Genomic DNA, 21,979 nt, shown 5'->3' with positions numbered 1-21,979 from the left:
CTGCCTCCGCATGACGGATGGCGCGGCTTCGCAAATCGCACATGATTTCGTCACGTGAGATGCCGATGTCGCCAAGGACGTCATCGGGTAAACGGCTCAACTGGTCCGTTGCCGACAAGAGAGCGCTCGGCGCGGAGGCGTAACCACCTACCTTCGCATGTCCACTGAACTTCAACGCTATTCGCTGGAGAACCAGGCGATGGCCATTACAGAGTACGCGGAGCGGCGCGGATACACTATCGTCCAAACCTACAAAGACGCTGGGAAAAGCGGCTTGAGCATAAGAGGTCGCGACGGACTGAAGCAGTTACTGGCCGATGTCGTGACCGGCCAAAAGACTTTCTCGGCAATCCTCGTCCTTGACGTCAGCCGCTGGGGCCGCTTTCCAGATACGGACCAGTCCGCTCATTACGAGTTTCTCTGTCGTGATGCAGGCGTCGCGGTGGAATATTGCGGCGAACAATTCGAGAACGACGGCAGCATGGTCTCTGCGATCCTCAAGAATATGAAACGGGTGATGGCAAGCGAATACAGCCGCGAGCTATCTGCAAAGGTCTCCAGAGCGCACCTGCAGCAGGCTCGTCTCGGATTCAGCCAGGGCGGACCTGTGCCCTACGGCGTCAGGCGACTGTTGCTGGATAAAGATGGCGAGCCCAGATGCCTTCTCGGCCCTGGAGAACAGAAAGGGCTCGCTGGCGACCGCGTTCTCCTTGTGCCCGGCCCGCCAAACGAAATCGAGCTTGTGAGGCGCATCTTCAACATGTTTGTTGTTGAAGGGCAGAGCATGGCCGGCATATCGGTTCGTCTGAACAAGGAAGGAGTGCCCTCCACATACGGCTATGTGTGGACGACCGGGCGCGTCGCATGAAATCATTGCATTGCCTGCCAACATGCTGGTGAACGTTTGATTTTAGCCATAACAGTCTCCTTGCTTAAGTTCGCTGGGCAGCAACAATACTGGATTGCGATTAAACAAGTTCCCACCAATTCCTCAAGTTTATAAACGACTACTTCTTCTCAAAAGATAGTGTACACTCGTTTCGGTAATAATTTTATTATTTTAGTTGAACATTGCCCGATAGAGGTTGATATTCACGTTTTGTTCCCGGAACTTCACCCATGAGGGATCTTTTGGCTAAATTAGCATTCTGGATTTGTTCCGGAAGTAAGGTGGAGCTCGCGTTTGATCAGGCCGAAGGCGACGCTAGTTCGAGGTCCCTAATTTAGGTTGATGTACAGATTTAGTGTACGTCGGCGACGAGGGAGGCCCGGGGCCCCATGCCAGCATTGCGCGGATTAAATGCGCCCGACAGGTTTCAAGTCGAACTACCTTGGAAATATCAGCGCACCGGAGCAGTCGCTGCGGGGAAGAGGTCGGCTTGGCGGTCATGGGCAACTTGTCCCGGGCGGCTAGCTAAACGCCGGCGGCTCGCCAGGCCTGAAACTTTTCTAGGCGGCAGCGATGCCCATCATCACCGACTGGTCGGGGCACTGGAGCACGCGCAGCGTACCCGGTTCGTCGCCGTGAACGCAGCGGATCGGCACAACTTGGTAGTCGTCGCCGAACGGCATGGCGCAGCCATTTGCAAGAAAATCGTGTTCCGGAAAACAGCCCTTTAAGAATGCTTCGAACTCGCGCAACACCTCTTCGGACCGAGCTCCTATTGGCGGCAGGATGAGAAAGTTATCGACCTCGTCCCCTGCCGGGATGCTGGAAACATGCGGCCGAGATCGCTTAAGTATGAAACGATTACCTCCGGTTTGGTTCGCGGAAAAGGCAGGCCTTCCCACTGCCGCACAGCCGAACCGCGAGCCGCTTCACCGGACACCAACGCAAAAGCCCGCCGACCCCAGCCAGCGGATTGAGGTTGGGGAGGATCGAATGGGATCACGATCGTAGACAGTAAGTTATTCGATGCTGCTATGACAGAGCAAGGATCCGCGCCGGCCGGCAGCACTAAAAACTTCGGACGCCGTCCCGCCTACGCGGCCCTTCGGGCAGCCGCCCGGAACGGGTGATCGACGGTGAAGCCGTCGGGCCGAATGCCCCGCTCGACTTGGCCCCAGGTTACAGGATGAGCGATTGGGAAGCCCGGTCGGGCACGTGGCGAGAATGCTCCCACCGCAGTGTTGCCGCGCCCGTTACGAAGGTAATCAAGAAAGATGCGGCCTGTTCGGGCTGCCGGAGCGGCGGAGAGTAGATAGCGATCGGGGCGTGCATCAACGAGGCACTGGGCGAGCGACTTCGCCAGTTGCCGGGCGCTGTCGTGGGTCATCTTTGTCTCAAGCGGGGCCATCAAATGAATGCCCTTGCCGCCCGTCACCTTCGGCCAACTCTCCAGGCCTGCCGCTTCCATGATGTCGCGGAGCGCCAACGCGGTCTCGATTACTTCCGCCCACTCGACACCCTCGCCCGGGTCGAGGTCCAGAACGACGCGATCAGCATGCTCGATATCGTCAATGGTCGCGTTCCAAGGATGCAGCTCTACGGCATCCATCTCGACCAGCCCGCGCAAACCGGCAAGGTCGTCCACCCATACCCGAACGCCTTCGCCCCCCTCGCGCTTCTGGACACGCAACTGATGCACGGCTGCCGGAATCCTCGGTAACGCGCCCTTGTGATAAAAAGTGACCCCTTGGGTGTGCCGGACCAGCTTTAGCGGTCTCTGACCGAGATGGACTAGCGCTTGTTCGGCAACCCGCTCCCAGTAGCGCATAAGCTCCTCTTTGGAGGGCGAGACCGCGTCTGGCAGCAGCTGAAGGATATTGTCGCGGGGGACACCGTGTTCCCGGACCGTCTGTCGCCGCTTCGATAGAGCGGGCGGCTTCGCCGGTATCGTCACGAGGTCTTCGCGCACCCCCTTGAATACTGGCTCACGCAGGATCCCTCGATCTGTGATGCCGCTGAATTGCACCTCGGCTAGAACGTCTGGCTTAACCCAAGTCGCTTTCGGCTTGTTGACGGGTTCCGACAGGGCCGACTTGTCGATGATCAGTGGATCAAGCCGCTCTCGAAGACGCCGCGCTGCAGTCAAATTGTAACCGCTCTGGGCTTTCCCGGCATAAAGGAGCCGGTCGCCCTCGCGGCGGCCGATGTAGAGCGATGCAATACGGCGCGGATGGGCGCCGAGCTTCTCAACGAAGGCAACAATGGGAAAGGTGTCGCTCTTGATGCATTTAACTTTGAGCCAGCTCGTCTGGAGACCTGAGCGATAGGGGGCGTCCGCTCGCTTGGATACGATCCCCTCCAAGCCCATCCGGCATGCATGTTGGAACACGTCCTCCCCGCTCAGCTCCAGATGCTCGGCATAGGTCAGCGTCGGTGCGGTGTACTTCACCAGTTTTTCTAGCGCGGCCTTGCGTTTCGTTAGCGGCTGCTGCCGAAGATCACGACCGTTGAGGTGCAGAAGGTCGAACGCATAGAAGATTAGCTTCGGCGAGTTTGGGTTGCCCAACTCCCGTTCCAAAGCTTGATAGTCCGGCAGCCCCGTCTCGCCGAGGACCACAGCTTCCCCGTCGATGATTGCTGCTTGAACCGGCAGGTTCGCCGCGGCCTGCACAATTCTTTTGTATCGGTGCGACCAGTCGTAGCCGCGGCGCGTGAAGGCTCGTGCTGTGTTGCCCTCGACGATTAGCTGGGTCCGGTAGCCGTCGTATTTGATCTCGTGAAGCCATTCGCTGCCCCGGGAGCTTTCTCGACCAACGTGGGCGCTTGAAACTCAACAAATGAAAGCCGGTCTGCGGCGTTACTCATGCACTAGGCGACTCCCGGAAACAGCGACTCAAGCCGCAGGGCGGCCAATCGGTTCCGGAACATTTTAGCAAAATTGAATGTTTAGTGGGAATGACGGCGCTGTCCGACGTGCCCGATCGGCTGGAAATGGAGTGCTAGGCCATGGCTGTAAAGATCGGCGATGAAGTCACGCTCACCGTGACAATCCTGAAGGTGCTGGACAACGGCGTGTCGAGCGTGAGCATACCCTCTTACAGCTTTCCCTTTTCGATCGACACACCCAAGGGAGCAAAGGCTGGCGAAAAGATCGACATCACCGGCTTTGTAACCCGGATCGATGCCGAGGATGGCAAAGTGACGGTCAGGATCGATGGCGGAGGGCCAGTTACTGTAGATATCGAAACAGTATCGCGCGGGCCCGCACCTAGGGTGCGTCAGTCTCGGTAAACATGGGTCAATCGGATCGCGCTCCATATCTGACAGGCAGAGGGTCACCGCCTTTGCCGGCGAGGTCCTCTCCGGGTCCACGTCTTGAGCTGCTCAAGGGCTGCCCTCGCATTGTTGCAGCCATGCCTGACACCGGTTTCAGTCTTCACGAACACCGGAAGGACCAACCAATGGGTTGCAATGATACGTTGGCCTCCTTGGCAGCCGCCTCGATGGCTTGACGGACCTCTTGAGGGGAGACTCTGCCCTCGAACGCGTCCACGCAGGATTGGACAGCCTTAGTCCACCTCGGGCCCTTGGTGTCCCACGCCATGAGTTCCTCGGCGGCTCCCTCGACGTGGCTGACTCCATGGCGAATGCCCGGACGGTTCGTCTTCACGTAGACCGGCGGAGAGAACCAGAGGGGACCCATGAGGGGAACTTAGAGCGGCAGGAGCCTACTGACCAACCCAGTGTAGCGCCGGGTCGATAATCGGGAACGTTGCTGACCCTCGCGGGTTTAGAACTCGCAGCGGTCGAGTCTTCGTGGATGCACCCGCTGTCGGGTCCGTCGCTTTTCTCACGGGCGGCGGGCCCTCGGCTACAGAGACTGACATTGCAATCCGAATTTAGCTATTTGCCGTTGGGGGAATTAACGTCCCCTCCTCCATCGCGGCAGCCAGGAATGCCTTGCGGGCCTCCTCGGGTTCCATCTCGTCGAATATCACGGCCATGCAAACGCGCACCGCGAGGTCCCAGCAAGGGCCACGCTTGGTCCACTTCATCAGCTCCTCGCCGGCTGTCTCGGCGTTGTTGACGTTGCGAATGATCCCGGTACGCTCGGTCTTGACGGGGACCGGAGGGTTGAACCAGTGGGGGGCCATACGTCACTCTTTGTCGGCCCTAGCAAGTTCCTCCAGCAAATACCTTTGCTCGGCCGGCAGTTCCCGTTCTACAGGCAGATTTAGCAGGTTGCGAAGGTAATTGCGGATTACCTCTGAGGTGATCCACCGCCGCACAAGTTCGGCAATAGCCTTCTGTTTGGCTTTCTCGATTTCAGCCATGTTCGGGCCTGCATGCTTAAGAGGACCGAACTGCACCGCGAGCGGATTTGTTCTGCTAATCACGAACATCAAGCAGGACGGCGCGCCCGTCTTGCGGGGCCGCGATAAGCAAAATTCCTGGAATGCTGGGCGGGAACGTTAGACGGATTAGCGAGGCGCGTGCTGGACAGCTACTCCCGGCCGTCGAAACACACGAACAGGCCAGTGGCGGAAGCTACCTCAAGGATAGCCTCAGTTAGCTCTTCGTCAGATGCCCGCAGATTAGGCGCAGTCACACGGACTCGTTCTATTGCAGCCTTGATCGATACAATGTCTCCGCGAGCCGCCCCGTTCAGGAGTGCAGCAATAGCCTGATATAGAATTGGACTGACAATTTGAACGACACTCATCCGACCATCCCCAAGGGGCACGCCGAAGAGAGGACAGTACTCTCTCCCTGACCGACATCAACAGGATGTAAGAATCGTACAATGCTGGGCCGTAACCGTCAGGAATGTTGGTAGAAATTTCTGAGCGGGGGATCGGATAACTGGCTCGCGAAGACCCCCATGCCCCCTTCGTTTCCAGCCCACAGGGCCGAGCGGCGACGCCCGCCACGACGCCGAAGGGCTGCCCGTGCGGTTATGCTGGCCGACATGGACGCGCTCTGGTGACGGCTGCCAATATCAAACCGCACTCTGTTGACCTTGTGCCGTCGACCGCGCGGAGACGCTCCATCGGGCCGCAGGGCCTCACATAGAGGCATTTCGGCTGCGGGGCCTGTCGCCGGAGGAGCGGGCAAAAGCCCTATGGGCAAGACTACGCAAGGCGAAGATCGAGGTCCGCCGCGTCGTAGCTGCTTGGGTTGCCGCGGAGTTGGCAATTGCGGCCGATCCGCAGGCGGACCGTAAGCCGGAATAGAAACGCGCCAGGCGGCCAAGCTCATTCACAAAATGGCGTCGGGGAGCCACAAGCGATGGGAAACCGGGCCCGGCGGAGTGCAGACATGGACGAACTCCCAGCCGGCGCCGCGCGACTTGCCCTTTTGCGGATCGCCGGTGATGCGATGGCCGACTTGGCTGAAGCGGCCGAGCTTCTTGATATCGATATGGATCATCTCGCCGGGGTGCTCGCGCTCGTAGCGTCGGATCGGTTCGGCCGGCTCGATGTCGCTCAGCCGCGACAGCCCGGCACGCTTGAGAACCCGGCTGACGGTGGCGGCGAGACGCCGACCTCATGGGCGATGTGACTGCCGGTCCAACGCTGCCGCCGGAGCGCCACAATGCGCTCGGCGGTCGACGCTGGGGTGGCCTGTGGCATATGGGCGGGCCGCGAGGAACGATCGACCATACCGACCCGCCCTTCGGCCTTGTAGCGCTCGACCCAGCGCGCCACGATCTTGGCCGACACGCCGTGGACGCGCGCCGCATGGGCTTGGGAAAGACGCCCCTCAATGACCGACAGCGCCATCTCCTCTCGACCCAGCGGCGTCAGACGGGCATTCTTATGGCTGTCCATTCGGACCCTCCGATGGATGCTGAAGCTTGGTAACTCCAGTCTCCTCGGTGCGGTCCGAATGGACAACCCTCTGAAAGCTCACACCCTAGGACCTCAAACCCAGTGCGGCTGTCGACATGGTGCGTCACGTTCTCACGTTCGACCACGATCTCACCGGGCAGTCTGCCCAGGCCCACCCGCGGCAACCAGGGCCACAATAGGCCTATGGCGACTATGATCAAACAGCGACAATCAGAGTTCTGGGTATCGCGGTATCCGGCGGATCTGGTTTAGCGAAGCCGAGCGCGTTCAATGCTTGCTTAAATTGGTTTTTTTCTTGGCCAAAATCAGAAATCTTTCGGCCTCGTTCCGCACGGTACCGCGGCTTAATATAGTTGTTCGTCTTTGCCCAAGATCAATGAAATGCATAGTTCATGCTTGTAGGCTTTGGGGCATCGACACCCAGAGGCGCCAACACCCAGAGGCGCAGTCGCGAGGAATGACTATCGATCTGCCAAACATCACTAACTGACGGGAATCATGAGGATGTGCCTTCTGGTGCTTCTGTCGAATTGACAGCGTGGTGATTGAAGGCGGAACCTGATGCTATGCCAACGTTGTCTCTTCTAGGGCAGGCTGTACCAGGAGCTGAAAGGGAGGATGAACATGAGCGAGGATCTGTCCGGTCGTCATGCCGACCGCATTCAGGCCGCGATCGCTTCGGACGCCGCCGCGAAGTCCGCGCTGGTCGCCTCATGGCGACGCTCTTCCAATTTGCATCGGCTCGATCCGTCTGACCGCAGCCCTCCACATTATCTGACAGAGGCCGAACTGGGGCAGGCCCGGCAACGCATCGAACCTCTCGTCAACGCCGCGCAATCAAGTCTCGATCGTCTCTATCTTGCGGTAGGCGGCATCGGATGCTGTGTCCTTCTCGCCGATCATGCCGGCGTGCCGATCGAACGGCGCGGCGCGCCCGTCGACGACAAGACGTTTCATTCCTGGGGTTTGTGGACTGGCTCGGTCTGGAATGAGGAAAGCCAAGGCACCAACGGAATTGGCACCTGTCTTGTCGAAGGGCGCGCGCTGACAATTCACCGTGACCAACATTTCCATACGCGCAACACGCTACTCAGTTGCACCAGCGCCCCGATCCACGACCATGACGGGAATCTTGTGGCTGCGCTTGACGTGTCTTCGTGCCGGGCTGACCTGACCGAGGCCTTCGCCAATCTCATTTCGATGGCCGTGATCGACGCGGCGCGCCGGATCGAGGCGGAGAACTTCAGGATGGCGTTCCCGAAGGCGCGAATTCTGCTGGCGCCGGTGAGTGACAAAGGCTCCGGCGCACTCATTGCCGTCGATGCCGACGACCTTGTGGTCGGTGCGACCCGTTCGGCCCGCCTAGCACTTGGCATTACGCAGCAGTGCCTCGACAAACCGATGCCCGCCGCCGATCTGCTCGGCTGGGCTGAGAGTGACTCCAAAATTCTCGCTGAGGCAGAGCGCGCAGCTCTGCAGCGTGCGCTGGCACGGGCGGACGGAAATGTCTCTGCTGCGGCTCAGGCACTTGGGATTAGCCGCGCGACGCTTCACCGCAAGCTCAACCGCCTTGACCTTCACCGGACGCACTGACCTTTCGGTCTGACTGTCGCAATTCTGCGACACATCGTCCCCGGCCACTGTGACCGGTACGGTGACAACCACAGACGGAAATCGCAAGTCTCTTCCGAAGCGTCGCATCCCGCGACGTCAGCTTTGGGAGGAATACGCATGAACAAGGTTGAATTCTCACGCTCGGTCAAGGCGCCCTTCGACAAGCGCTACGGCAATTTCATCGGCGGTAAGTGGACCGAGCCGCGCGCCGGTCGCTATTTTGAGAACCACTCGCCGGTGAACGGTCAGCTACTTTGCGAGGTGGCGCGCTCGGATGCCCAGGACATCGAGGGGGCCCTGGACGCGGCACATGCCGCCAAGGACGCCTGGGGGCGCACCAGCGTTGCAGAGCGGTCACTCATCCTCATCCGCATCGCCGACCGCATGGCGGAGAATCTCGATCTCCTCGCATGCGCCGAAACCTGGGACAACGGCAAGCCGATCCGTGAAACAACCGCCGCCGACCTGCCCTTGGCCATCGACCATTTCCGCTATTTCGCCGGCGCCGTGCGCGGCCAGGAAGGCAGCCTTTCCCAGATCGACGACGACACCGTCGCCTATCATTTCCATGAGCCGCTCGGCGTAGTCGGCCAGATCATCCCCTGGAACTTTCCGCTGCTGATGGCATGCTGAAGCTTGCTCCCGCACTTGCGGCCGGCAACTGCGTCGTGCTGAAGCCTGCCGAGCAGACCCCGGCTGCCATCCTGCTGTGGGCCGACCTTATTGGCGATCTGCTGCCGCCGGGCGTGCTCAACATCGTCAACGGCTTTGGTCTCGAGGCGGGCAAGCCACTCGCGTCGTCGCCGCGCATTGCCAAGATCGCCTTTACCGGCGAGACCACGACGGGCCGGCTGATCATGCAATATGCCAGCCAGAACCTCATCCCCGTAACACTGGAATTGGGCGGCAAATCGCCAAACATCTTCTTCAAGGATGTTGTCGCCGAGGACGACGATTTCTTCGACAAGGCGATCGAAGGCTTCGTCATGTTTGCGCTAAACCAGGGCGAGGTCTGTACCTGCCCGAGCCGCGCGCTCATCCATGAATCGATCTACGATACGTTCATGGAACGCGCCCTCAAGCGCGTCGAGGCGATCGTGCAGGGCGATCCGCTTGATCCGGCGACGATGATTGGCGCCCAGGCCTCGTCCGAGCAGTTGGAGAAGATCCTGTCCTATATCGACATCGGCCGCCAGGAAGGCGCGGAGGTGCTGACCGGTGGCGCCCGCAATGTTCTGCCTGGTGATCTGGCGGGCGGCTATTACGTCAAGCCGACCGTGTTCAAGGGACACAACAAAATGCGCATCTTCCAGGAGGAGATCTTCGGGCCGGTGGTTTCTGTCACGACCTTCAAGGACGATGACGAAGCGCTCAGCATTGCCAACGACACGCTTTACGGCCTCGGGGCCGGGGTCTGGACCCGCGATGGCAACCGTGCCTATCGCTTCGGCCGCGCGATCCAGGCCGGCCGCGTCTGGACCAACTGCTACCACGCCTATCCCGCGCATGCGGCCTTCGGCGGCTACAAGCAGTCTGGCATCGGCCGCGAGACACACAAGATGATGCTCGACCACTATCAGCAGACCAAGAACATGCTGGTCAGCTATAGCCCGAAGAAGCTCGGCTTCTTCTGATCACCTCTTTGTCTTACAGGCGCGGTCCGCGATGGGCCGCGCCCATAATGACTGGAAACCGGATTAGACCATGCATGCAAAAGTCACGGCGACGCCGGAAGCCCTTGAACTGATCGCGGAGATTGTTGCCGAGCACGGACCAGTGCTGTTCCATCAATCCGGCGGCTGCTGCGACGGGTCTTCGCCGATGTGCTATCCGCGTGCTGGCTTCATCGTCGGCGATCAGGATGTGTTGCTCGGCCACATCGGTAAGGCGCCGTTCTACATCGGAGCTTCGCAATTCGAGGTGTGGAAGCATACCGATCTCATCATCGACGTAGTGCCTGGCCGCGGCGGCATGTTCTCCCTCGATAACGGACGGGAGAAGCGATTCCTGACACGGTCGAAGATCTGCACCGCATAGGCGAAACTTGCCGGTTTGATTTCGAGCAAGGAAGGCACCGCAGCAATCTCTACCTTGCGAAGATGATCCTCAATCTGCTCATCGGCACCGTCGTCATTAGCCTCACGGTCCTGGTTCACACCTTTGGTCTGATGATGGTCACACATGCGATGGGACACCTAGTCGCCCGGTTTCGCATGCACGGGCGCCGCAGCCGCATCGTTGCGATGATCAGCGTGGTGATGGGGCTCTTTGCCATTATGACCACAGAGGTGTGGCTCTGGGCAGGACTATACCGGTTGCTCGATATCTTTGCTGACTTCGAAACCGCGCTGTACTTTTCCACCATCACCTTCTCGACCGTCGGCTACGGCGACATTGTGCCCGCTCACGCATGGCGCGTCCTCGCGGCTCTAGAGGGCGTGAACGGATTTCTTCTGATTGGCTGGTCGACCGCCTATCTGATCGCGGCCGGCACCCGCATTGGCCCATTCAAGGCCGGCGAGCACTTCTGAACGGGCGATCGTTCAGACCGTTACGGAATGCCTGGCTGTACCGGTTTCGAAATATCTGTCGAACTTCGCCGCGATGCTTCTGACAAAGGGCCGGCTTTCCGCCGGCACGACGAAGCGGTCACCATCAAGTTCAAGCAGCCGCGCAGGACCATGAAGAGCCGTGGAACTCGCCTTGAGGAGATGTCTTTGGCCGGCTTCGCCAAAGCGCCGCACCAGCTCAATCGCCGAAAAGGCGAAGTCACACATCAGTCGCTCGATGATCCAGCCGCGAACGCGGTCGTCTTCGGAAAGCGCAATGCCTCGAACCGCTGCGAGCCCTCCTTCTGCAACCATGCGTCCATATTCGGCGGTCGAAGGCAAGTTCTGTGCATAGCCCTCGCGAAACTGGCTGATGGATGACGGACCAAGGCCGATCAAGGTCTCGCAATGATCCTCGGTATAGCCCTGAAAGTTCCGGTGCAACGTCCCGGTTCGGGCCGCGACGGCCAACGCATCGTTGGGCTTGGCGAAATGGTCCATGCCGACGGTTTCATATCCCGCGTTCAGCATAAGACAAGCTGCCAGTTGCGACTGGGCAAACCGCTCCGCCGGACCCGGCAGCCATGCCTCGTCGATCATCGTCTGATGTTTCTTGAACCACGGCACATGGGCGTAGCCCAAAAGCGCTATCCGATCCGGTTCCAGGGTCAGTGCCTGTGCAACCGTGGAGGCGATGCTCTCCCTGGTCTGATGCGGCAGGCCGTAGAGCAGATCGAGATTGACGGATTCGACGCCGCGCGAACGAACGCCATCAACAACCGTCTTGGTCTGCAGTAAGCTCTGCTCGCGGTTGATCGCTTTCTGCACCTTCGGGTCGAAATCCTGGACGCCGAGGCTCGCCCTTGTCATACCGATTTCGGCAAGTGCATCGAGGCGGGTATCGTCCATATCGTTGGGTTCGATCTCAACGCTGATCTTTGCACCGGGGAGAAACGTGAAGCTGTTGCGCAGGACGGTTCCCAGCGCCACGATATCCTGCGGTTTGAGCATCGTCGGCGAACCGCCGCCGAAATGGGCGGCACGCACGCGGCCCTTGCCTGCGACAAGATCGGCAATGGTGGCGATCTCGGCATGCAGTGAGCGCAGATATGTGGTCACTGGTTCGTAGTGGCGTGTCTGCTTGGTATGGCAAGCGCAGAACCAGCAAAGCTTGTCGCAATACGGGATGTGCAGATAGAGCGAGATCTCATCGCCATCGTTGAGCGCCTGCAGCCAACCACGACAAATTGCAGCATCGACGCCTGTATGAAAATGCGGCGCCGTTGGGTAGCTTGTATAGCGCGGCACGTTCTCACCAAGTCTGGCAACTAATTCAGGCCGCATGTCTCTATCCGCTCCAGTTTGCATGGCGCGACATTGCTCACATTGGACGCCCGGCGGCCTTGATTTCGGTCAATGCCATCTTGCCGCGGACAAACTGCCGCAAGGCTTTTTCGGGCGGATGTTATATCCTGCTGGCATCTTCAGATTTCTCGGACCATCGTTGGTGACAGTGCGTCAGGATGTTCACAGCGCCGGCGTTCCCGTGCTTTGCCAATCATGCGAAGCGCGCCACCATGGTGTATGCGGTGCGCTCGATCCCGATCAACTGGTGGGTCTGGCCAAAACCTCATCGAAGCATACCGTTGAACCGGGCGCAGAACTGATTGGTGACACCGAGACCGTCGACAGTTATTCGAACGTGCTTTCCGGCGTGGTGAAGCTGACCAAGAGCCTGTCGGACGGACGCCAGCAGATTGTCGGGCTCCAGTTCGCCCCCGATTTTCTGGGGCGGCCCTTCAAAGTGGAAAGCGCAATCAACGCCGAAGCCGCAACGTCCGTTTCCCTGTGTTCGTTTCCAAGGGCGTCTATCGAAAGGATGATGAGAGAGTCACCAGAACTCGAGCACCGCCTGCTCAAGCAGACGCTGAACGAACTCGACGAGGCACGCGACTGGATGGTCACGCTGGGCCGCAAGACCGCTGCGGAAAAAGTGGCGAGTTTTCTGCTGATGATTGCTAGAAACATCGATCCCACCCTCGATCCGGCCGCTCAGTCGACAAGTTTCGATCTGCCGTTGACGCGTGCCGATATCGCCGATTTCCTTGGCCTGACGATCGAGACGGTGAGCCGGCAGCTAACCCGGCTGCGATCAGATGGTGTGATCCGGATCGAGAACAATCGGGAAGTCACCGTCGACAACTTGACCCGGCTACAACGACGCTCTGGCGTCTAGGATCAATCGACGATCCCGATCATCGGCAGGACGTGCTCGCGTTCAAACGCGATGTGCCGGCGCAAGCTCTCGAACAGGCCGCGCAACATGAAACCGATTGCTTCGGGGTTCTCGACCGTCTCGCCGTGACCGATGGCCAGCAGAATTTCGGTCACCTCGCCGGCAAAGCATTCATCTTCGACATGTTCGGCCCGCAACCGCTTGGTGGAGGCAAGGTTCGCATTGCTGCCTGCCGTGGCCTCCTCATAGGCGGGGAAGATGACCGTCTCTTCGTATCGATGAATGTCGCGCAGCAGCGGAACGATCGCGTTGGCCGTGCCGAGGCACTTCAGACGGTCGACCCTGGGCAAGGCATCTGCAATTGTCTCCAAAGAATCGCAGAGTTGCAGCTTTTCCCTGTGTGCGCGCCTCATAACGGCAGCCGGGATCGCTTCTCTGCTGGATCGACCAGCTGGTATGGGCTTTTCATCGCCTTCTTCGAACAGCGACGATCCCTGCCATTTCTTCCGGTTCAACGGCGGCCTCCGGTCGTTTGCAAAGACCACGCTGCCCAATCCGAAAGGGCTGAGCTTTGACATGGATCAAGGCGGCGAGACCGCGACTGCGGAATTGGTGTCGACGCGGATTGGCGTCCGCGCACCAGAATCCGAAGTCGGGGACATCTCATGAAGTTCGGCACTCAAATCTTCGCTTTGTGCCTTTTCACATTTGCGGCTCTGGTAGCCGCTGGCTTCGGCGTGGACGAGCCGTTCCGGCAGCATATGTGGGTGCTGTTTTTTGTGTTGCTCGGCTTTGTCGCCATCCTAATGCGCAACACAAGCTTCGAAGTGGCCGCTCCGATCGACCCATCCGCTTACATGGACGGACCCATCCGCTACGGCGCCATAGCCACCATGTTCTGGGGTGTCGTCGGCATGCTGGTCGGCGTTGTCATCGCGCTGCAGCTTGCCTACCCCGATCTAAACATCCAGCCCTGGTTCAATTTCGGCCGTTTGCGGCCATTGCACACGTCGGGCGTCGTCTTTGCCTTCGGCGGCAACGCATTGCTCTGCACGTCATTGTATGTCGTGCAACGCACCTGCCGCGCGCGGCTGTTCGGCGGCGATCTCGGCTGGTTCGTGTTCTGGGGCTATCAGCTTTTCATCGTCATGGCCGCGACCGGCTATCTGCTCGGCATCACCGAGAGCCGCGAATACGCCGAACCTGAATGGTATGTGGACATCTGGCTGACCATCGTCTGGGTCGCCTATCTCATCCTGTTCCTCGGCACGATCCTGAAGCGCAAGGAACCGCACATCTACGTCGCGAACTGGTTTTACCTCTCCTTCATCGTGACCATCGCGATGCTGCATGTGGTCAACAACCTGTCGATGCCGGCCTCGTTCCTCGGCTCCAAGAGTTACTCGGCTTTTTCCGGGGTCCAGGACGCCCTGACGCAATGGTGGTATGGCCACAACGCCGTCGGCTTCTTCCTGACTGCAGGCTTCCTCGGCATGATGTACTATTTCGTGCCCAAGCAGGCGAACCGGCCTGTCTATTCCTACCGGCTGTCGATCATCCATTTCTGGGCGATCATCTTTCTCTACATCTGGGCCGGGCCGCATCACCTGCACTACACCGCCCTGCCCGATTGGGCACAGACGCTCGGCATGGTGTTTTCGATCATGCTATGGATGCCGTCATGGGGCGGCATGATCAACGGCCTTATGACGCTGTCCGGCGCCTGGGACAAGCTCCGCACCGATCCGATCATCCGCATGATGGTGATGGCCATCGCCTTCTACGGCATGTCGACCTTCGAGGGCCCGATGATGTCGATCAAGGCGGTCAATTCACTGTCGCACTATACCGACTGGACCATTGGCCATGTCCACTCCGGTGCGCTCGGCTGGGTCGGCATGATCTCGTTCGGTGCGATCTACTTCATGGTGCCGAAGCTTTGGAACCGTGAACGGCTCTACTCGCTGCGCCTCGTCACCTGGCACTTCTGGCTGGCGACGCTCGGCATCGTCGTCTACGCCGCCGTCATGTGGGTGTCCGGCATAATGCAGGGCCTGATGTGGCGCGAATACGACGAGCAGGGCTTCCTGGTCTACTCCTTCGCTGAAACCGTGGCCGCCATGCACCCCTACTATGTCATGCGTGCCATCGGCGGGGCCATGTACCTCTCCGGCGCCCTGATCATGGCCTGGAACGTCGCCATGACCATCCTCGGATACCAGCGCGAGGAGGAGCCGATGCCCGGCTCCGTTCCCGCCCTTCAGCCTGCCGAATAGGAAGCCAGAAAATGGCCTTGATGGACAAACACGCACTCATTGAGAAGAACGCCACGCTTCTTCTCATCGGCTCTCTCCTCGTGGTGACTGTCGGCGGCATTGTCGAGATCGCACCGCTCTTCTATCTCGACAACACCATCGAGAAGGTCGAAGGCATGCGCCCCTACTCGCCACTCGAACTGGTGGGGCGCAACATCTATGTGCGCGAGGGCTGCTACCTCTGCCACAGCCAGATGATCAGGCCATTCCGCGACGAAGTCGAGCGCTATGGCCATTACAGCCTGGCGGCCGAGTCGATGTACGATCATCCCTTCCAGTGGGGATCGAAGCGCACCGGACCGGACCTTGCCAGGGTTGGCGACCGCTACTCGAATGTATGGCATGTCGACCACCTTACGGATCCACGTTCGGTGGTGCCGGAATCGATCATGCCGAGCTACGCGTTTCTGAAAGACACGCCGATCGACGTGAAGGATTTCTCGACACATCTGGTCGCCAACAGCCGTGTCGGTGTCCCGTACAACGATGACATGATCGCCCACGCCAATGTCGACCTGATGGCGCAAGCCGATCCCAGCGCCGATACATCCGGCCTCGAAGCCCGCTACCCAAAAGCCAAGATCGGCGACTTCGACGGCAACCCGCAACAGGTCACCGAAATGGATGCCCTCGTCGCCTATCTGCAGATGCTCGGCACGCTGGTCGATTTCAAGAACTACGACGAAGCCGCCGGCTACCGCTGAGGAGTTTTATCCATGGATTACAATTTCATGCGAGAGTTTGCGGACAGCTGGGGGCTGGTCGCCATGGCGCTTTTCTTTGTCGGTGCCATCGCCTTCGCCTTGCGCCCAGGCAGCCGCAAGCTGGCCGACGAAGCTGCCCAGATTCCCCTTCAGGACGAGTGATCATGAGCGACGAGCACATCGATAAAATCTCCGGCGTCTCGACTACCGGCCACGAATGGGATGGCATCCGGGAGCTGAACAACCCGCTTCCACGCTGGTGGGTCGTAACCTTCTACGTCACCATTGTCTGGGCGATCGGCTACACCATCGCCTATCCGGCATGGCCTCTGCTGCACTCGGCGACGAAGGGTGTGCTGGGTTACTCCAGCCGCAACGAGGTCAAGAATGAGCTGACCGCGGCTGAAGCCGCCAAGGGAAAATATGTCGCGGCCGTGGAATCCAAGAGCGTCTCGGAGATTGCCGCGGACGATGGCCTGCGCGAATTCGCGGTCGCTGCCGGTGGTGCCGCCTTCAAGGTCAATTGCGTACAATGTCATGGCTCGGGCGCCCAAGGTTCCAAGGGCTTTCCCAATCTCAACGACGACGATTGGCTGTGGGGCGGCAAAGCCGAGCAGATCCAGCAGACGATCACGCATGGCATCCGCTTCGCATCCGATCCGGACACGCGCCTGTCGGAAATGCCTGCCTTTGGCGACATCATAACCGCTGACCAGATCGCCCAGGTCAGCGCCTACGCCGCCAGCCTGTCGGGAAAGGTCCAGGACGCAAGTCTGATCAAACCCGGCGCCAAGGTCTTTGCCGAAAATTGCGTCGCCTGCCATGGCGACAACGCAAAAGGCAACAAGGAGCTCGGCGCCCCCGATCTGACCGACGCGATCTGGCTCTATGGGTCCGGCGAGGCAGCCATCGCCGCCCAGGTCCGCGCGCCGAAACAAGGCGTGATGCCGGCCTGGGGCGGGCGCCTGGGTGAGACCAAAGTCAAGGAACTCGCCGTCTACATCCATTCGCTTGGTGGCGGGGAATAGGAAGAGGGGCCTATTCCCGGCCCTCCGCCGGCCAAGCGACGAGGCCCGGCATTGCCGGGCCTCAACTTGCATTCCGGCAACGGGTTTGACCTGCATCAACGCGACCGGCCCTGGGCTGCGGCAAGACTTGCTCACGCCGGCAGCCCAGGCATGGGCGGATTGCCGCCGGCGCGAGTGGAGATGCAGGTGCTGGACAATACGCAGGTAGAACGGCTCGAAGCCGAGGCGGTCAACTCCGCCAAAGTGCGCCAGCCACTGTATGCCGCGCGCAAGAAGATTTTCCCGAAACGGGCAACGGGAAGCTTTCGCCAGTTCAAATGGCTGGTGATGGCGATCACACTCGGTATCTACTACCTGACACCGTGGTTGCGATGGGACCGTGGCCCGTTTGCCCCGGACCAGGCCGTGCTGCTCGATCTCGCCAACCGGCGTTTCTACTTCTTCTTCATCGAGATATGGCCGCAGGAATTCTACTATGTGGCCGGCCTTCTCGTGATGGCCGGCGTCGGTCTGTTCCTGATCACGTCGACTGTCGGCCGTGCCTGGTGCGGCTATACCTGCCCCCAGACCGTATGGGTCGATCTGTTTCTCGTCGTCGAGCGAGCTATCGAGGGCGATCGCAACGCTCGCATCAAGCTCGATGCCGGTCCCTGGACCGCCCGCAAGTTCGTTCTGAGGGTATCGAAACACGCCATCTGGCTGATCATAGGCGCGGCGACCGGTGGCGCCTGGATCTTCTACTTCGCCGATGCACCGACGCTGGTCGGCGAGCTCTTCACCGGCACCGCGGCACCTGTCGCCTATATCACCGTCGCCGTACTGACGGCGACGACCTATACGTTCGGCGGGCTGATGCGCGAGCAGGTCTGCACCTACATGTGCCCATGGCCGCGCATCCAGGCAGCCATGCTCGACGAAAGTTCGCTCACCGTCACCTACAACGACTGGCGCGGCGAACCGCGCTCCCGTCACGCCAAGAAGGTTCTCGCCGCAGGGCAGCCCGTCGGCGACTGCGTCGACTGCAATGCCTGTGTCGCTGTCTGCCCGATGGGCATCGACATTCGCGACGGCCAGCAGCTCGAATGCATCACCTGCGCGCTTTGCATCGATGCCTGCGACGGCGTCATGGACAAGCTCGGCAGGGAGCGCGGGCTAATCTCCTACGCGACGCTCTCCGACTACAACGCCAATATGATGCTGGCGACCGCGGGCGGCTCCAGTTCGGTCAATCCGTCGCTGGTCAGGACAGCCGATGGCCTGTTCTCCGACAACGTGGCGCATTTCCATATTCGTAAGATCTTTCGGCCACGCACCTATGTCTACATGGGTTTGTGGTCGCTGATTGGCCTCGGCCTGCTCTATTCGCTGCTGACGCGCGATCGGCTCGAAGTCAACGTGTTGCACGACCGCAATCCGCAATTCGTCACGCTGTCCGACGGCTCGATCCGCAACGGCTACATCGTCAAGCTGCTCAACATGATCCCCGAGCCAAGGACGATCGTCGTTACGATGCAGGGCTTGCAGGGCGCCGAGATGAGCGTGGTCGGCGGCGACATCCCGGCAGGCCGTTCTTTCGCTATTCCGGTCGAACCCGACCGCCTGAAAATGCTGAAGGTCTTCGTGCGCCAGCCGGCGGATCAAATTCAGGGCACACCGCAGACCTTCACGTTCCGTGTCGAGGACAAGGCGAGCTTCGAATCGGACGAATACACCGCCACCTTCAACGCGCCGGAGACTGCCAGATGACTGCCAGAACACAAAAGACCCGCGAATTCACCGGCAGGCAGATGCTGTTCACCATCCTTGCCTTCTTCGGGGTGGTCATCGCGGTCAATCTGACCATGGCCACGCTGGCCAGCACGAGCTGGACTGGTCTTGTCGTTGAAAACACCTATGTGGCGAGCCAGCAATTCAACAAGAAGGCCAAGGACGGGCGCGCGCAGGCCGCACTCGACTGGACCAGCAAACTCACCATCGCATGGGGCGAGGTCCGCTACAGCCTCAGCGATGCCGCCGGCAAGCCCATTCCCCTGCATTCTGTGAAGGTTCTGTTTCGCCACCCCGCTTACGAGGCGGAGGACAAGTCCGTCACTCTGGCCTCAACTACAGGCCAGGAATTTGCGGCGCAGCACACGCCGAGAGATGGCGTCTGGATCGTCGAAGTCGAAGCCGATGCTGGTCTCGCCGAACCGTATCGCGATGTCCGTCGGATCATAATTTCCCAAGGAGCGCTGCAATGAGCTGCTGCGCGCCGGGCGCTGAAATGGCGCTGGCCCTCGATGGGGTCACACCCGTCTTGCCGTCGAACCAGGAAGTCAAATTGGCGAGCCGCTCGCTTGGCGATGATCTTCACCAGACCGATCTCTCAGTGCCGACTGTTCACTGCGGCGCCTGCATACAGACGATCGAGACAGCACTCGAAAAGCTCGATCGCCTCGAAGACGCACGGGTCAACTTGTCGACGAAACGGGTTTCGATCCGATGGCGTGGGAATGAGGCACCGCCATTCGTCGCTGCGCTTGAGCGGCTGGGCTACCCAGCGCATCTTTTCGAGCCCGAGCTTGATGAAAAAGACAAGACGCTTTCGGAACTGATCCGCGCCGTCGCCGTTGCCGGCTTTGCGGCGGGCAACATAATGCTGCTTTCGGTCTCGGTCTGGTCCGGCGCTGAAGGTGCGACCCGCGACCTGTTCCATTGGATCTCGGCACTGATTGCCATCCCTGCCCTCGCCTTAGCCGGCGGCATTTACTTCCGCTCGGCATGGAACGCGTTGCGTCACGGCCGCATGAACATGGATGTGCCGATTGCTGTTGGGGTCTCGCTCGCCTACGCGATGAGCCTCTACGAAACCATCAACCATGGCGACCACGCTTACTTCGACGCATCGGTATCGCTGCTGTTCTTCCTGCTGATCGGCCGCACGCTTGATCACGTGATGCGGGAGCGTGCCCGGACCGCGGTGAACGGCCTGTCACGGCTGGCGGCGCGTGGCGCCATGGTGATGCGTGATGATGGCACGTGCGACTACCGGCCGGTCGGCGAGATACAACCCGGCATGCAGTTGCTGATCGCGGCGGGTGAGCGGATTCCGGTCGACGGCAAGATTGTTCGAGGCTTCTCGGATCTCGACTGTTCGCTGGTTTCCGGTGAGAGCGTTCCCAGAACCGTGGCGTCAGGAGAAGCCGTGCAGGCAGGCATTCTCAATCTCACGGGCCCGCTGACGGTCGAGGCGACAGCCGCCGCAAAAGACTCTTTCCTGGCAGAGATGGTCCGACTAATGGAAGCGGCCGAGGGCGGTCGCGCGTATTATCGCCGGATCGCCGACCGCGTTTCGGCGCTCTATGCGCCGGTGGTCCATCTGACCGCCTTCGTGACGTTTCTCGGCTGGATGGTGGCCATCGGCGACTGGCACCGGGCAATGACGATCGCCATCGCCGTCCTCATTGTCACATGTCCCTGCGCGCTCGGCCTCGCCGCGCCGATCGTGCAGGTTGTCGCCGCGCGGCGTCTGTTCGAAGCTGGCGTCATGGTCAAGGACGGTTCCGCCATGGAGCGCTTGGCGGCGATCGACGTCGCGGTGTTCGACAAGACCGGCACGCTAACGCTCGGACAGCCCCGGCTCCTCAACGCACCGTCCATCCACCCGACTATGCTGGCAATCGCAGCCGATATGGCCGCGCATTCCCGTCACCCACTTTCAAAGGCCATTGCAAACTTTGCAGGTTTCGCCGGCCAGCCAAAGCTCGAGGTTGTCAGCGAGCACCCTGGATTCGGCATCGAAGCCACTGCCGCGGGCAGCACCTGGCGGCTGGGTAGGCGCGGATGGGCCGGATGGAAGGCCCGAACCGGCGGCGGCCAAAGCAGATATGGCGGAACGGTTCTGACGAAAGATGGGATCATTGTGGCTTCCTTTGTCTTCGAGGACGCGTTGCGTGCAGACGCCAGAGCGGCCGTCGAGCAACTGAACAACGCGAAGGTATCCGCGCAAATGCTGTCGGGCGACACTGCGGCTGCCTGCGGCGAGGTCGCGGCGACATTGGGCATCCATCACTTTGTTCCGGCGCTGCTTCCCTCGGGCAAGGTAGAGTATATCGAAACGCTGGCGAAGGACGGCCACAAGGTGCTGATGGTTGGCGACGGCCTCAACGACACCCCTGCGCTAAGCGCGGCATACGTCTCGATAGCGCCTGCCACGGCCGCCGATGTCGGCCGCAAGGCAGCGGATTTCGTGTTCCTGCGCGAAAGCCTTTCGGCCGTACCGCTTGCCCTCGACGTCTCGCGAAAGGCCGGACGACTGATCCGGCAAAACATCGCCATCGCGATTGTCTACAATGCCGTCGCCGTACCGATCGCCATTTCGGGGCACGTCACACCGTTGATCGCCGCAATCGCCATGTCCGGCTCGTCGCTGCTTGTCATCGGAAATGCGTTACGCCTGGCGTCCTTTGCGACGAACGCACCAGAGACGGCGGGCAGGCGCGGCAAACGGTCCGCCCTCGGCGCATTGGCACGATCGTCATGACGACGCTCGTCTATCTGATACCTGTGGCCCTGTTCCTCGGTGCTCTTGGGCTATCTGGATTTCTGTGGGCTTTGAGGAGCGGGCAATACGAGGACCTCGACGGAGCGGCGGAGCGCATCCTCATCGACCAAGATGACAGACTGGAAAGCTGACTTGTTCCGCGGTGCCGGCATGATGGCGATGCCGCCGGCACTATTCGTTGAAACTGATGAAGATCAGAGCGCGGATAACGACCCAGGACGTGATCCTGGGCGCATCGCTGGCCGAGGT

At 60.2% G+C, this 21,979-nt stretch carries 21 protein-coding genes and 3 pseudogenes; 15 read left to right on the top strand and 9 right to left on the bottom strand.

All coding sequences use genetic code 11. The features are described 5' to 3' along the window. The first annotated feature begins 157 nt into the window (after positions 1-157). Positions 158-868 (top strand): recombinase family protein, encoded by a 711-nt coding sequence (locus tag NKI79_RS12865; RefSeq protein WP_352801961.1) that lies wholly within the window; start codon positions 158-160, stop codon positions 866-868. 581 nt (positions 869-1,449) lie between these two features. On the opposite strand, the gene NKI79_RS12860 is transcribed toward NKI79_RS12865, so the two are convergent. Beyond that, positions 1,450-1,641: a hypothetical protein gene (locus NKI79_RS12860; protein ID WP_352801959.1), complete on the bottom strand. Its 192-nt coding sequence runs from the start codon at positions 1,639-1,641 to the stop codon at positions 1,450-1,452. 341 nt (positions 1,642-1,982) lie between these two features. After that, a pseudogene (gene ligD, locus NKI79_RS12855) lies at positions 1,983-3,754 on the bottom strand (DNA ligase D). A 141-nt stretch (positions 3,755-3,895) separates the two neighbouring features. Between ligD and NKI79_RS12850 the strand changes: the two are divergent. Next, the gene (locus tag NKI79_RS12850; protein WP_352756632.1) at positions 3,896-4,180 is read left to right on the top strand and encodes a hypothetical protein; all 285 of its coding nucleotides are present in this window, start codon (positions 3,896-3,898) and stop codon (positions 4,178-4,180) included. Positions 4,181-4,325: 145 nt separating this feature from the next. On the opposite strand, the gene NKI79_RS12845 is transcribed toward NKI79_RS12850, so the two are convergent. The 5 genes and pseudogenes from NKI79_RS12845 to NKI79_RS12825 form a co-directional block, all read right to left on the bottom strand. Beyond that, complete coding sequence (locus tag NKI79_RS12845; RefSeq protein ID WP_352801957.1) at positions 4,326-4,592, bottom strand: DUF982 domain-containing protein; 267 nt, start codon at positions 4,590-4,592, stop codon at positions 4,326-4,328. 196 nt (positions 4,593-4,788) lie between these two features. After that, positions 4,789-5,043: a DUF982 domain-containing protein gene (locus NKI79_RS12840; protein ID WP_352801955.1), complete on the bottom strand. Its 255-nt coding sequence runs from the start codon at positions 5,041-5,043 to the stop codon at positions 4,789-4,791. A gap of 3 nt (positions 5,044-5,046) precedes the next feature. After that, on the bottom strand, positions 5,047-5,223 hold the full coding sequence (locus NKI79_RS12835; RefSeq protein WP_352801954.1) for a hypothetical protein: 177 nt from the start codon (positions 5,221-5,223) through the stop codon (positions 5,047-5,049). Positions 5,224-6,202: 979 nt separating this feature from the next. After that, positions 6,203-6,720 (bottom strand): annotated as a pseudogene (locus NKI79_RS12830) (helix-turn-helix domain-containing protein); the annotation flags it as partial. Further along, the gene (locus tag NKI79_RS12825; RefSeq protein ID WP_352801952.1) at positions 6,693-6,941 is read right to left on the bottom strand and encodes a DUF2905 domain-containing protein; all 249 of its coding nucleotides are present in this window, start codon (positions 6,939-6,941) and stop codon (positions 6,693-6,695) included. The gene NKI79_RS12825 and the pseudogene NKI79_RS12830, both read right to left, overlap by 28 nt. Before the next feature lie 424 nt (positions 6,942-7,365). Here NKI79_RS12825 and NKI79_RS12820 point away from each other — a divergent pair, with 424 nt between their 5' ends. From NKI79_RS12820 to NKI79_RS12805, 4 genes and pseudogenes are all read left to right on the top strand, one after another. Then, positions 7,366-8,334 (top strand): GAF domain-containing protein, encoded by a 969-nt coding sequence (locus tag NKI79_RS12820; protein WP_352801951.1) that lies wholly within the window; start codon positions 7,366-7,368, stop codon positions 8,332-8,334. 138 nt (positions 8,335-8,472) lie between these two features. Further along, positions 8,473-9,989, top strand: a pseudogene (gene adh / locus NKI79_RS12815) (aldehyde dehydrogenase). Between the two features lie 70 nt (positions 9,990-10,059). Next, positions 10,060-10,392: a DUF779 domain-containing protein gene (locus NKI79_RS12810; RefSeq protein WP_352801950.1), complete on the top strand. Its 333-nt coding sequence runs from the start codon at positions 10,060-10,062 to the stop codon at positions 10,390-10,392. A gap of 62 nt (positions 10,393-10,454) precedes the next feature. Then, entirely contained in the window at positions 10,455-10,886 is a 432-nt protein-coding gene (locus NKI79_RS12805) for a potassium channel family protein (RefSeq protein WP_352801949.1), read from the top strand. A 12-nt stretch (positions 10,887-10,898) separates the two neighbouring features. Here NKI79_RS12805 and hemN read toward each other — a convergent pair whose 3' ends face one another. Then, the gene (hemN, locus tag NKI79_RS12800; protein WP_352801947.1) at positions 10,899-12,248 is read right to left on the bottom strand and encodes an oxygen-independent coproporphyrinogen III oxidase; all 1,350 of its coding nucleotides are present in this window, start codon (positions 12,246-12,248) and stop codon (positions 10,899-10,901) included. A gap of 163 nt (positions 12,249-12,411) precedes the next feature. On the opposite strand from hemN, the gene NKI79_RS12795 reads away from it, so the two are divergent. Then, positions 12,412-13,140 carry a Crp/Fnr family transcriptional regulator gene (locus tag NKI79_RS12795; protein ID WP_352801946.1) on the top strand — a complete coding sequence of 243 codons (729 nt, stop codon included), beginning with the start codon at positions 12,412-12,414 and terminating at the stop codon, positions 13,138-13,140. Between the two features lie 2 nt (positions 13,141-13,142). Here NKI79_RS12795 and NKI79_RS12790 read toward each other — a convergent pair whose 3' ends face one another. Beyond that, on the bottom strand, positions 13,143-13,553 hold the full coding sequence (locus tag NKI79_RS12790; RefSeq protein ID WP_352802098.1) for a hemerythrin domain-containing protein: 411 nt from the start codon (positions 13,551-13,553) through the stop codon (positions 13,143-13,145). Positions 13,554-13,805: 252 nt separating this feature from the next. Here NKI79_RS12790 and ccoN point away from each other — a divergent pair, with 252 nt between their 5' ends. The 8 genes from ccoN (at position 13,806) to ccoS (ending at position 21,861) form a co-directional block, all read left to right on the top strand. After that, positions 13,806-15,416, top strand: a complete 1,611-nt coding sequence (gene ccoN / locus NKI79_RS12785; RefSeq protein WP_352801945.1) for a cytochrome-c oxidase, cbb3-type subunit I — start codon at positions 13,806-13,808, stop codon at positions 15,414-15,416. An 11-nt stretch (positions 15,417-15,427) separates the two neighbouring features. Further along, positions 15,428-16,159, top strand: a complete 732-nt coding sequence (ccoO, locus tag NKI79_RS12780) for a cytochrome-c oxidase, cbb3-type subunit II (protein ID WP_352801943.1) — start codon at positions 15,428-15,430, stop codon at positions 16,157-16,159. Between the two features lie 12 nt (positions 16,160-16,171). Then, positions 16,172-16,321: a cbb3-type cytochrome c oxidase subunit 3 gene (locus NKI79_RS12775; RefSeq protein ID WP_352801941.1), complete on the top strand. Its 150-nt coding sequence runs from the start codon at positions 16,172-16,174 to the stop codon at positions 16,319-16,321. A gap of 2 nt (positions 16,322-16,323) precedes the next feature. After that, positions 16,324-17,187 carry a cytochrome-c oxidase, cbb3-type subunit III gene (gene ccoP, locus NKI79_RS12770; protein WP_352801939.1) on the top strand — a complete coding sequence of 288 codons (864 nt, stop codon included), beginning with the start codon at positions 16,324-16,326 and terminating at the stop codon, positions 17,185-17,187. A 180-nt stretch (positions 17,188-17,367) separates the two neighbouring features. Beyond that, the gene (ccoG, locus tag NKI79_RS12765; RefSeq protein WP_502909817.1) at positions 17,368-18,933 is read left to right on the top strand and encodes a cytochrome c oxidase accessory protein CcoG; all 1,566 of its coding nucleotides are present in this window, start codon (positions 17,368-17,370) and stop codon (positions 18,931-18,933) included. Beyond that, positions 18,930-19,427: a FixH family protein gene (locus NKI79_RS12760; RefSeq protein ID WP_352801937.1), complete on the top strand. Its 498-nt coding sequence runs from the start codon at positions 18,930-18,932 to the stop codon at positions 19,425-19,427. Before ccoG ends, NKI79_RS12760 begins: the two co-directional genes overlap by 4 nt. After that, a complete protein-coding gene (locus NKI79_RS12755) occupies positions 19,424-21,709 on the top strand; it encodes a cation-translocating P-type ATPase (RefSeq protein ID WP_352801935.1) in 2,286 nt (761 codons plus the stop codon). The genes NKI79_RS12760 and NKI79_RS12755 overlap by 4 nt, the downstream gene beginning before the upstream one ends. Further along, positions 21,706-21,861, top strand: coding sequence for a cbb3-type cytochrome oxidase assembly protein CcoS (gene ccoS, locus NKI79_RS12750; protein WP_352801934.1), 156 nt, complete (start codon positions 21,706-21,708; stop codon positions 21,859-21,861). The genes NKI79_RS12755 and ccoS overlap by 4 nt, the downstream gene beginning before the upstream one ends. The last annotated feature ends 118 nt before the right edge of the window (positions 21,862-21,979 follow it).

Source organism: Mesorhizobium sp. M0340 (assembly GCF_040321535.1).
Taxonomy (GTDB): Bacteria; Pseudomonadota; Alphaproteobacteria; order Rhizobiales; family Rhizobiaceae; genus Mesorhizobium.
Note: the sequence above shows the minus strand (reverse complement) of the source record. Positions and strands in the feature narration are given on the sequence as shown.

What these genes read in the sequence shown, in the direction of transcription:
- NKI79_RS12865 (WP_352801961.1), top strand. Translation starts at nt 158, where the DNA reads ATGTCCACTGAACTTCAACGCTATTCGCTGGAGAACCAGGCGATGGCC.
- NKI79_RS12850 (WP_352756632.1), top strand. Translation starts at nt 3,896, where the DNA reads ATGGCTGTAAAGATCGGCGATGAAGTCACGCTCACCGTGACAATCCTG.
- NKI79_RS12845 (WP_352801957.1), bottom strand. Translation starts at nt 4,592, where the DNA reads ATGGGTCCCCTCTGGTTCTCTCCGCCGGTCTACGTGAAGACGAACCGT.
- NKI79_RS12840 (WP_352801955.1), bottom strand. Translation starts at nt 5,043, where the DNA reads ATGGCCCCCCACTGGTTCAACCCTCCGGTCCCCGTCAAGACCGAGCGT.
- NKI79_RS12835 (WP_352801954.1), bottom strand. Translation starts at nt 5,223, where the DNA reads ATGGCTGAAATCGAGAAAGCCAAACAGAAGGCTATTGCCGAACTTGTG.
- NKI79_RS12820 (WP_352801951.1), top strand. Translation starts at nt 7,366, where the DNA reads ATGAGCGAGGATCTGTCCGGTCGTCATGCCGACCGCATTCAGGCCGCG.
- NKI79_RS12810 (WP_352801950.1), top strand. Translation starts at nt 10,060, where the DNA reads ATGCATGCAAAAGTCACGGCGACGCCGGAAGCCCTTGAACTGATCGCG.
- NKI79_RS12805 (WP_352801949.1), top strand. Translation starts at nt 10,455, where the DNA reads ATGATCCTCAATCTGCTCATCGGCACCGTCGTCATTAGCCTCACGGTC.
- hemN (WP_352801947.1), bottom strand. Translation starts at nt 12,248, where the DNA reads ATGCGGCCTGAATTAGTTGCCAGACTTGGTGAGAACGTGCCGCGCTAT.
- NKI79_RS12790 (WP_352802098.1), bottom strand. Translation starts at nt 13,553, where the DNA reads ATGAGGCGCGCACACAGGGAAAAGCTGCAACTCTGCGATTCTTTGGAG.
- ccoN (WP_352801945.1), top strand. Translation starts at nt 13,806, where the DNA reads ATGAAGTTCGGCACTCAAATCTTCGCTTTGTGCCTTTTCACATTTGCG.
- ccoO (WP_352801943.1), top strand. Translation starts at nt 15,428, where the DNA reads ATGGCCTTGATGGACAAACACGCACTCATTGAGAAGAACGCCACGCTT.
- NKI79_RS12775 (WP_352801941.1), top strand. Translation starts at nt 16,172, where the DNA reads ATGGATTACAATTTCATGCGAGAGTTTGCGGACAGCTGGGGGCTGGTC.
- ccoP (WP_352801939.1), top strand. Translation starts at nt 16,324, where the DNA reads ATGAGCGACGAGCACATCGATAAAATCTCCGGCGTCTCGACTACCGGC.
- ccoG (WP_502909817.1), top strand. Translation starts at nt 17,368, where the DNA reads ATGCAGGTGCTGGACAATACGCAGGTAGAACGGCTCGAAGCCGAGGCG.
- NKI79_RS12760 (WP_352801937.1), top strand. Translation starts at nt 18,930, where the DNA reads ATGACTGCCAGAACACAAAAGACCCGCGAATTCACCGGCAGGCAGATG.
- NKI79_RS12755 (WP_352801935.1), top strand. Translation starts at nt 19,424, where the DNA reads ATGAGCTGCTGCGCGCCGGGCGCTGAAATGGCGCTGGCCCTCGATGGG.
- ccoS (WP_352801934.1), top strand. Translation starts at nt 21,706, where the DNA reads ATGACGACGCTCGTCTATCTGATACCTGTGGCCCTGTTCCTCGGTGCT.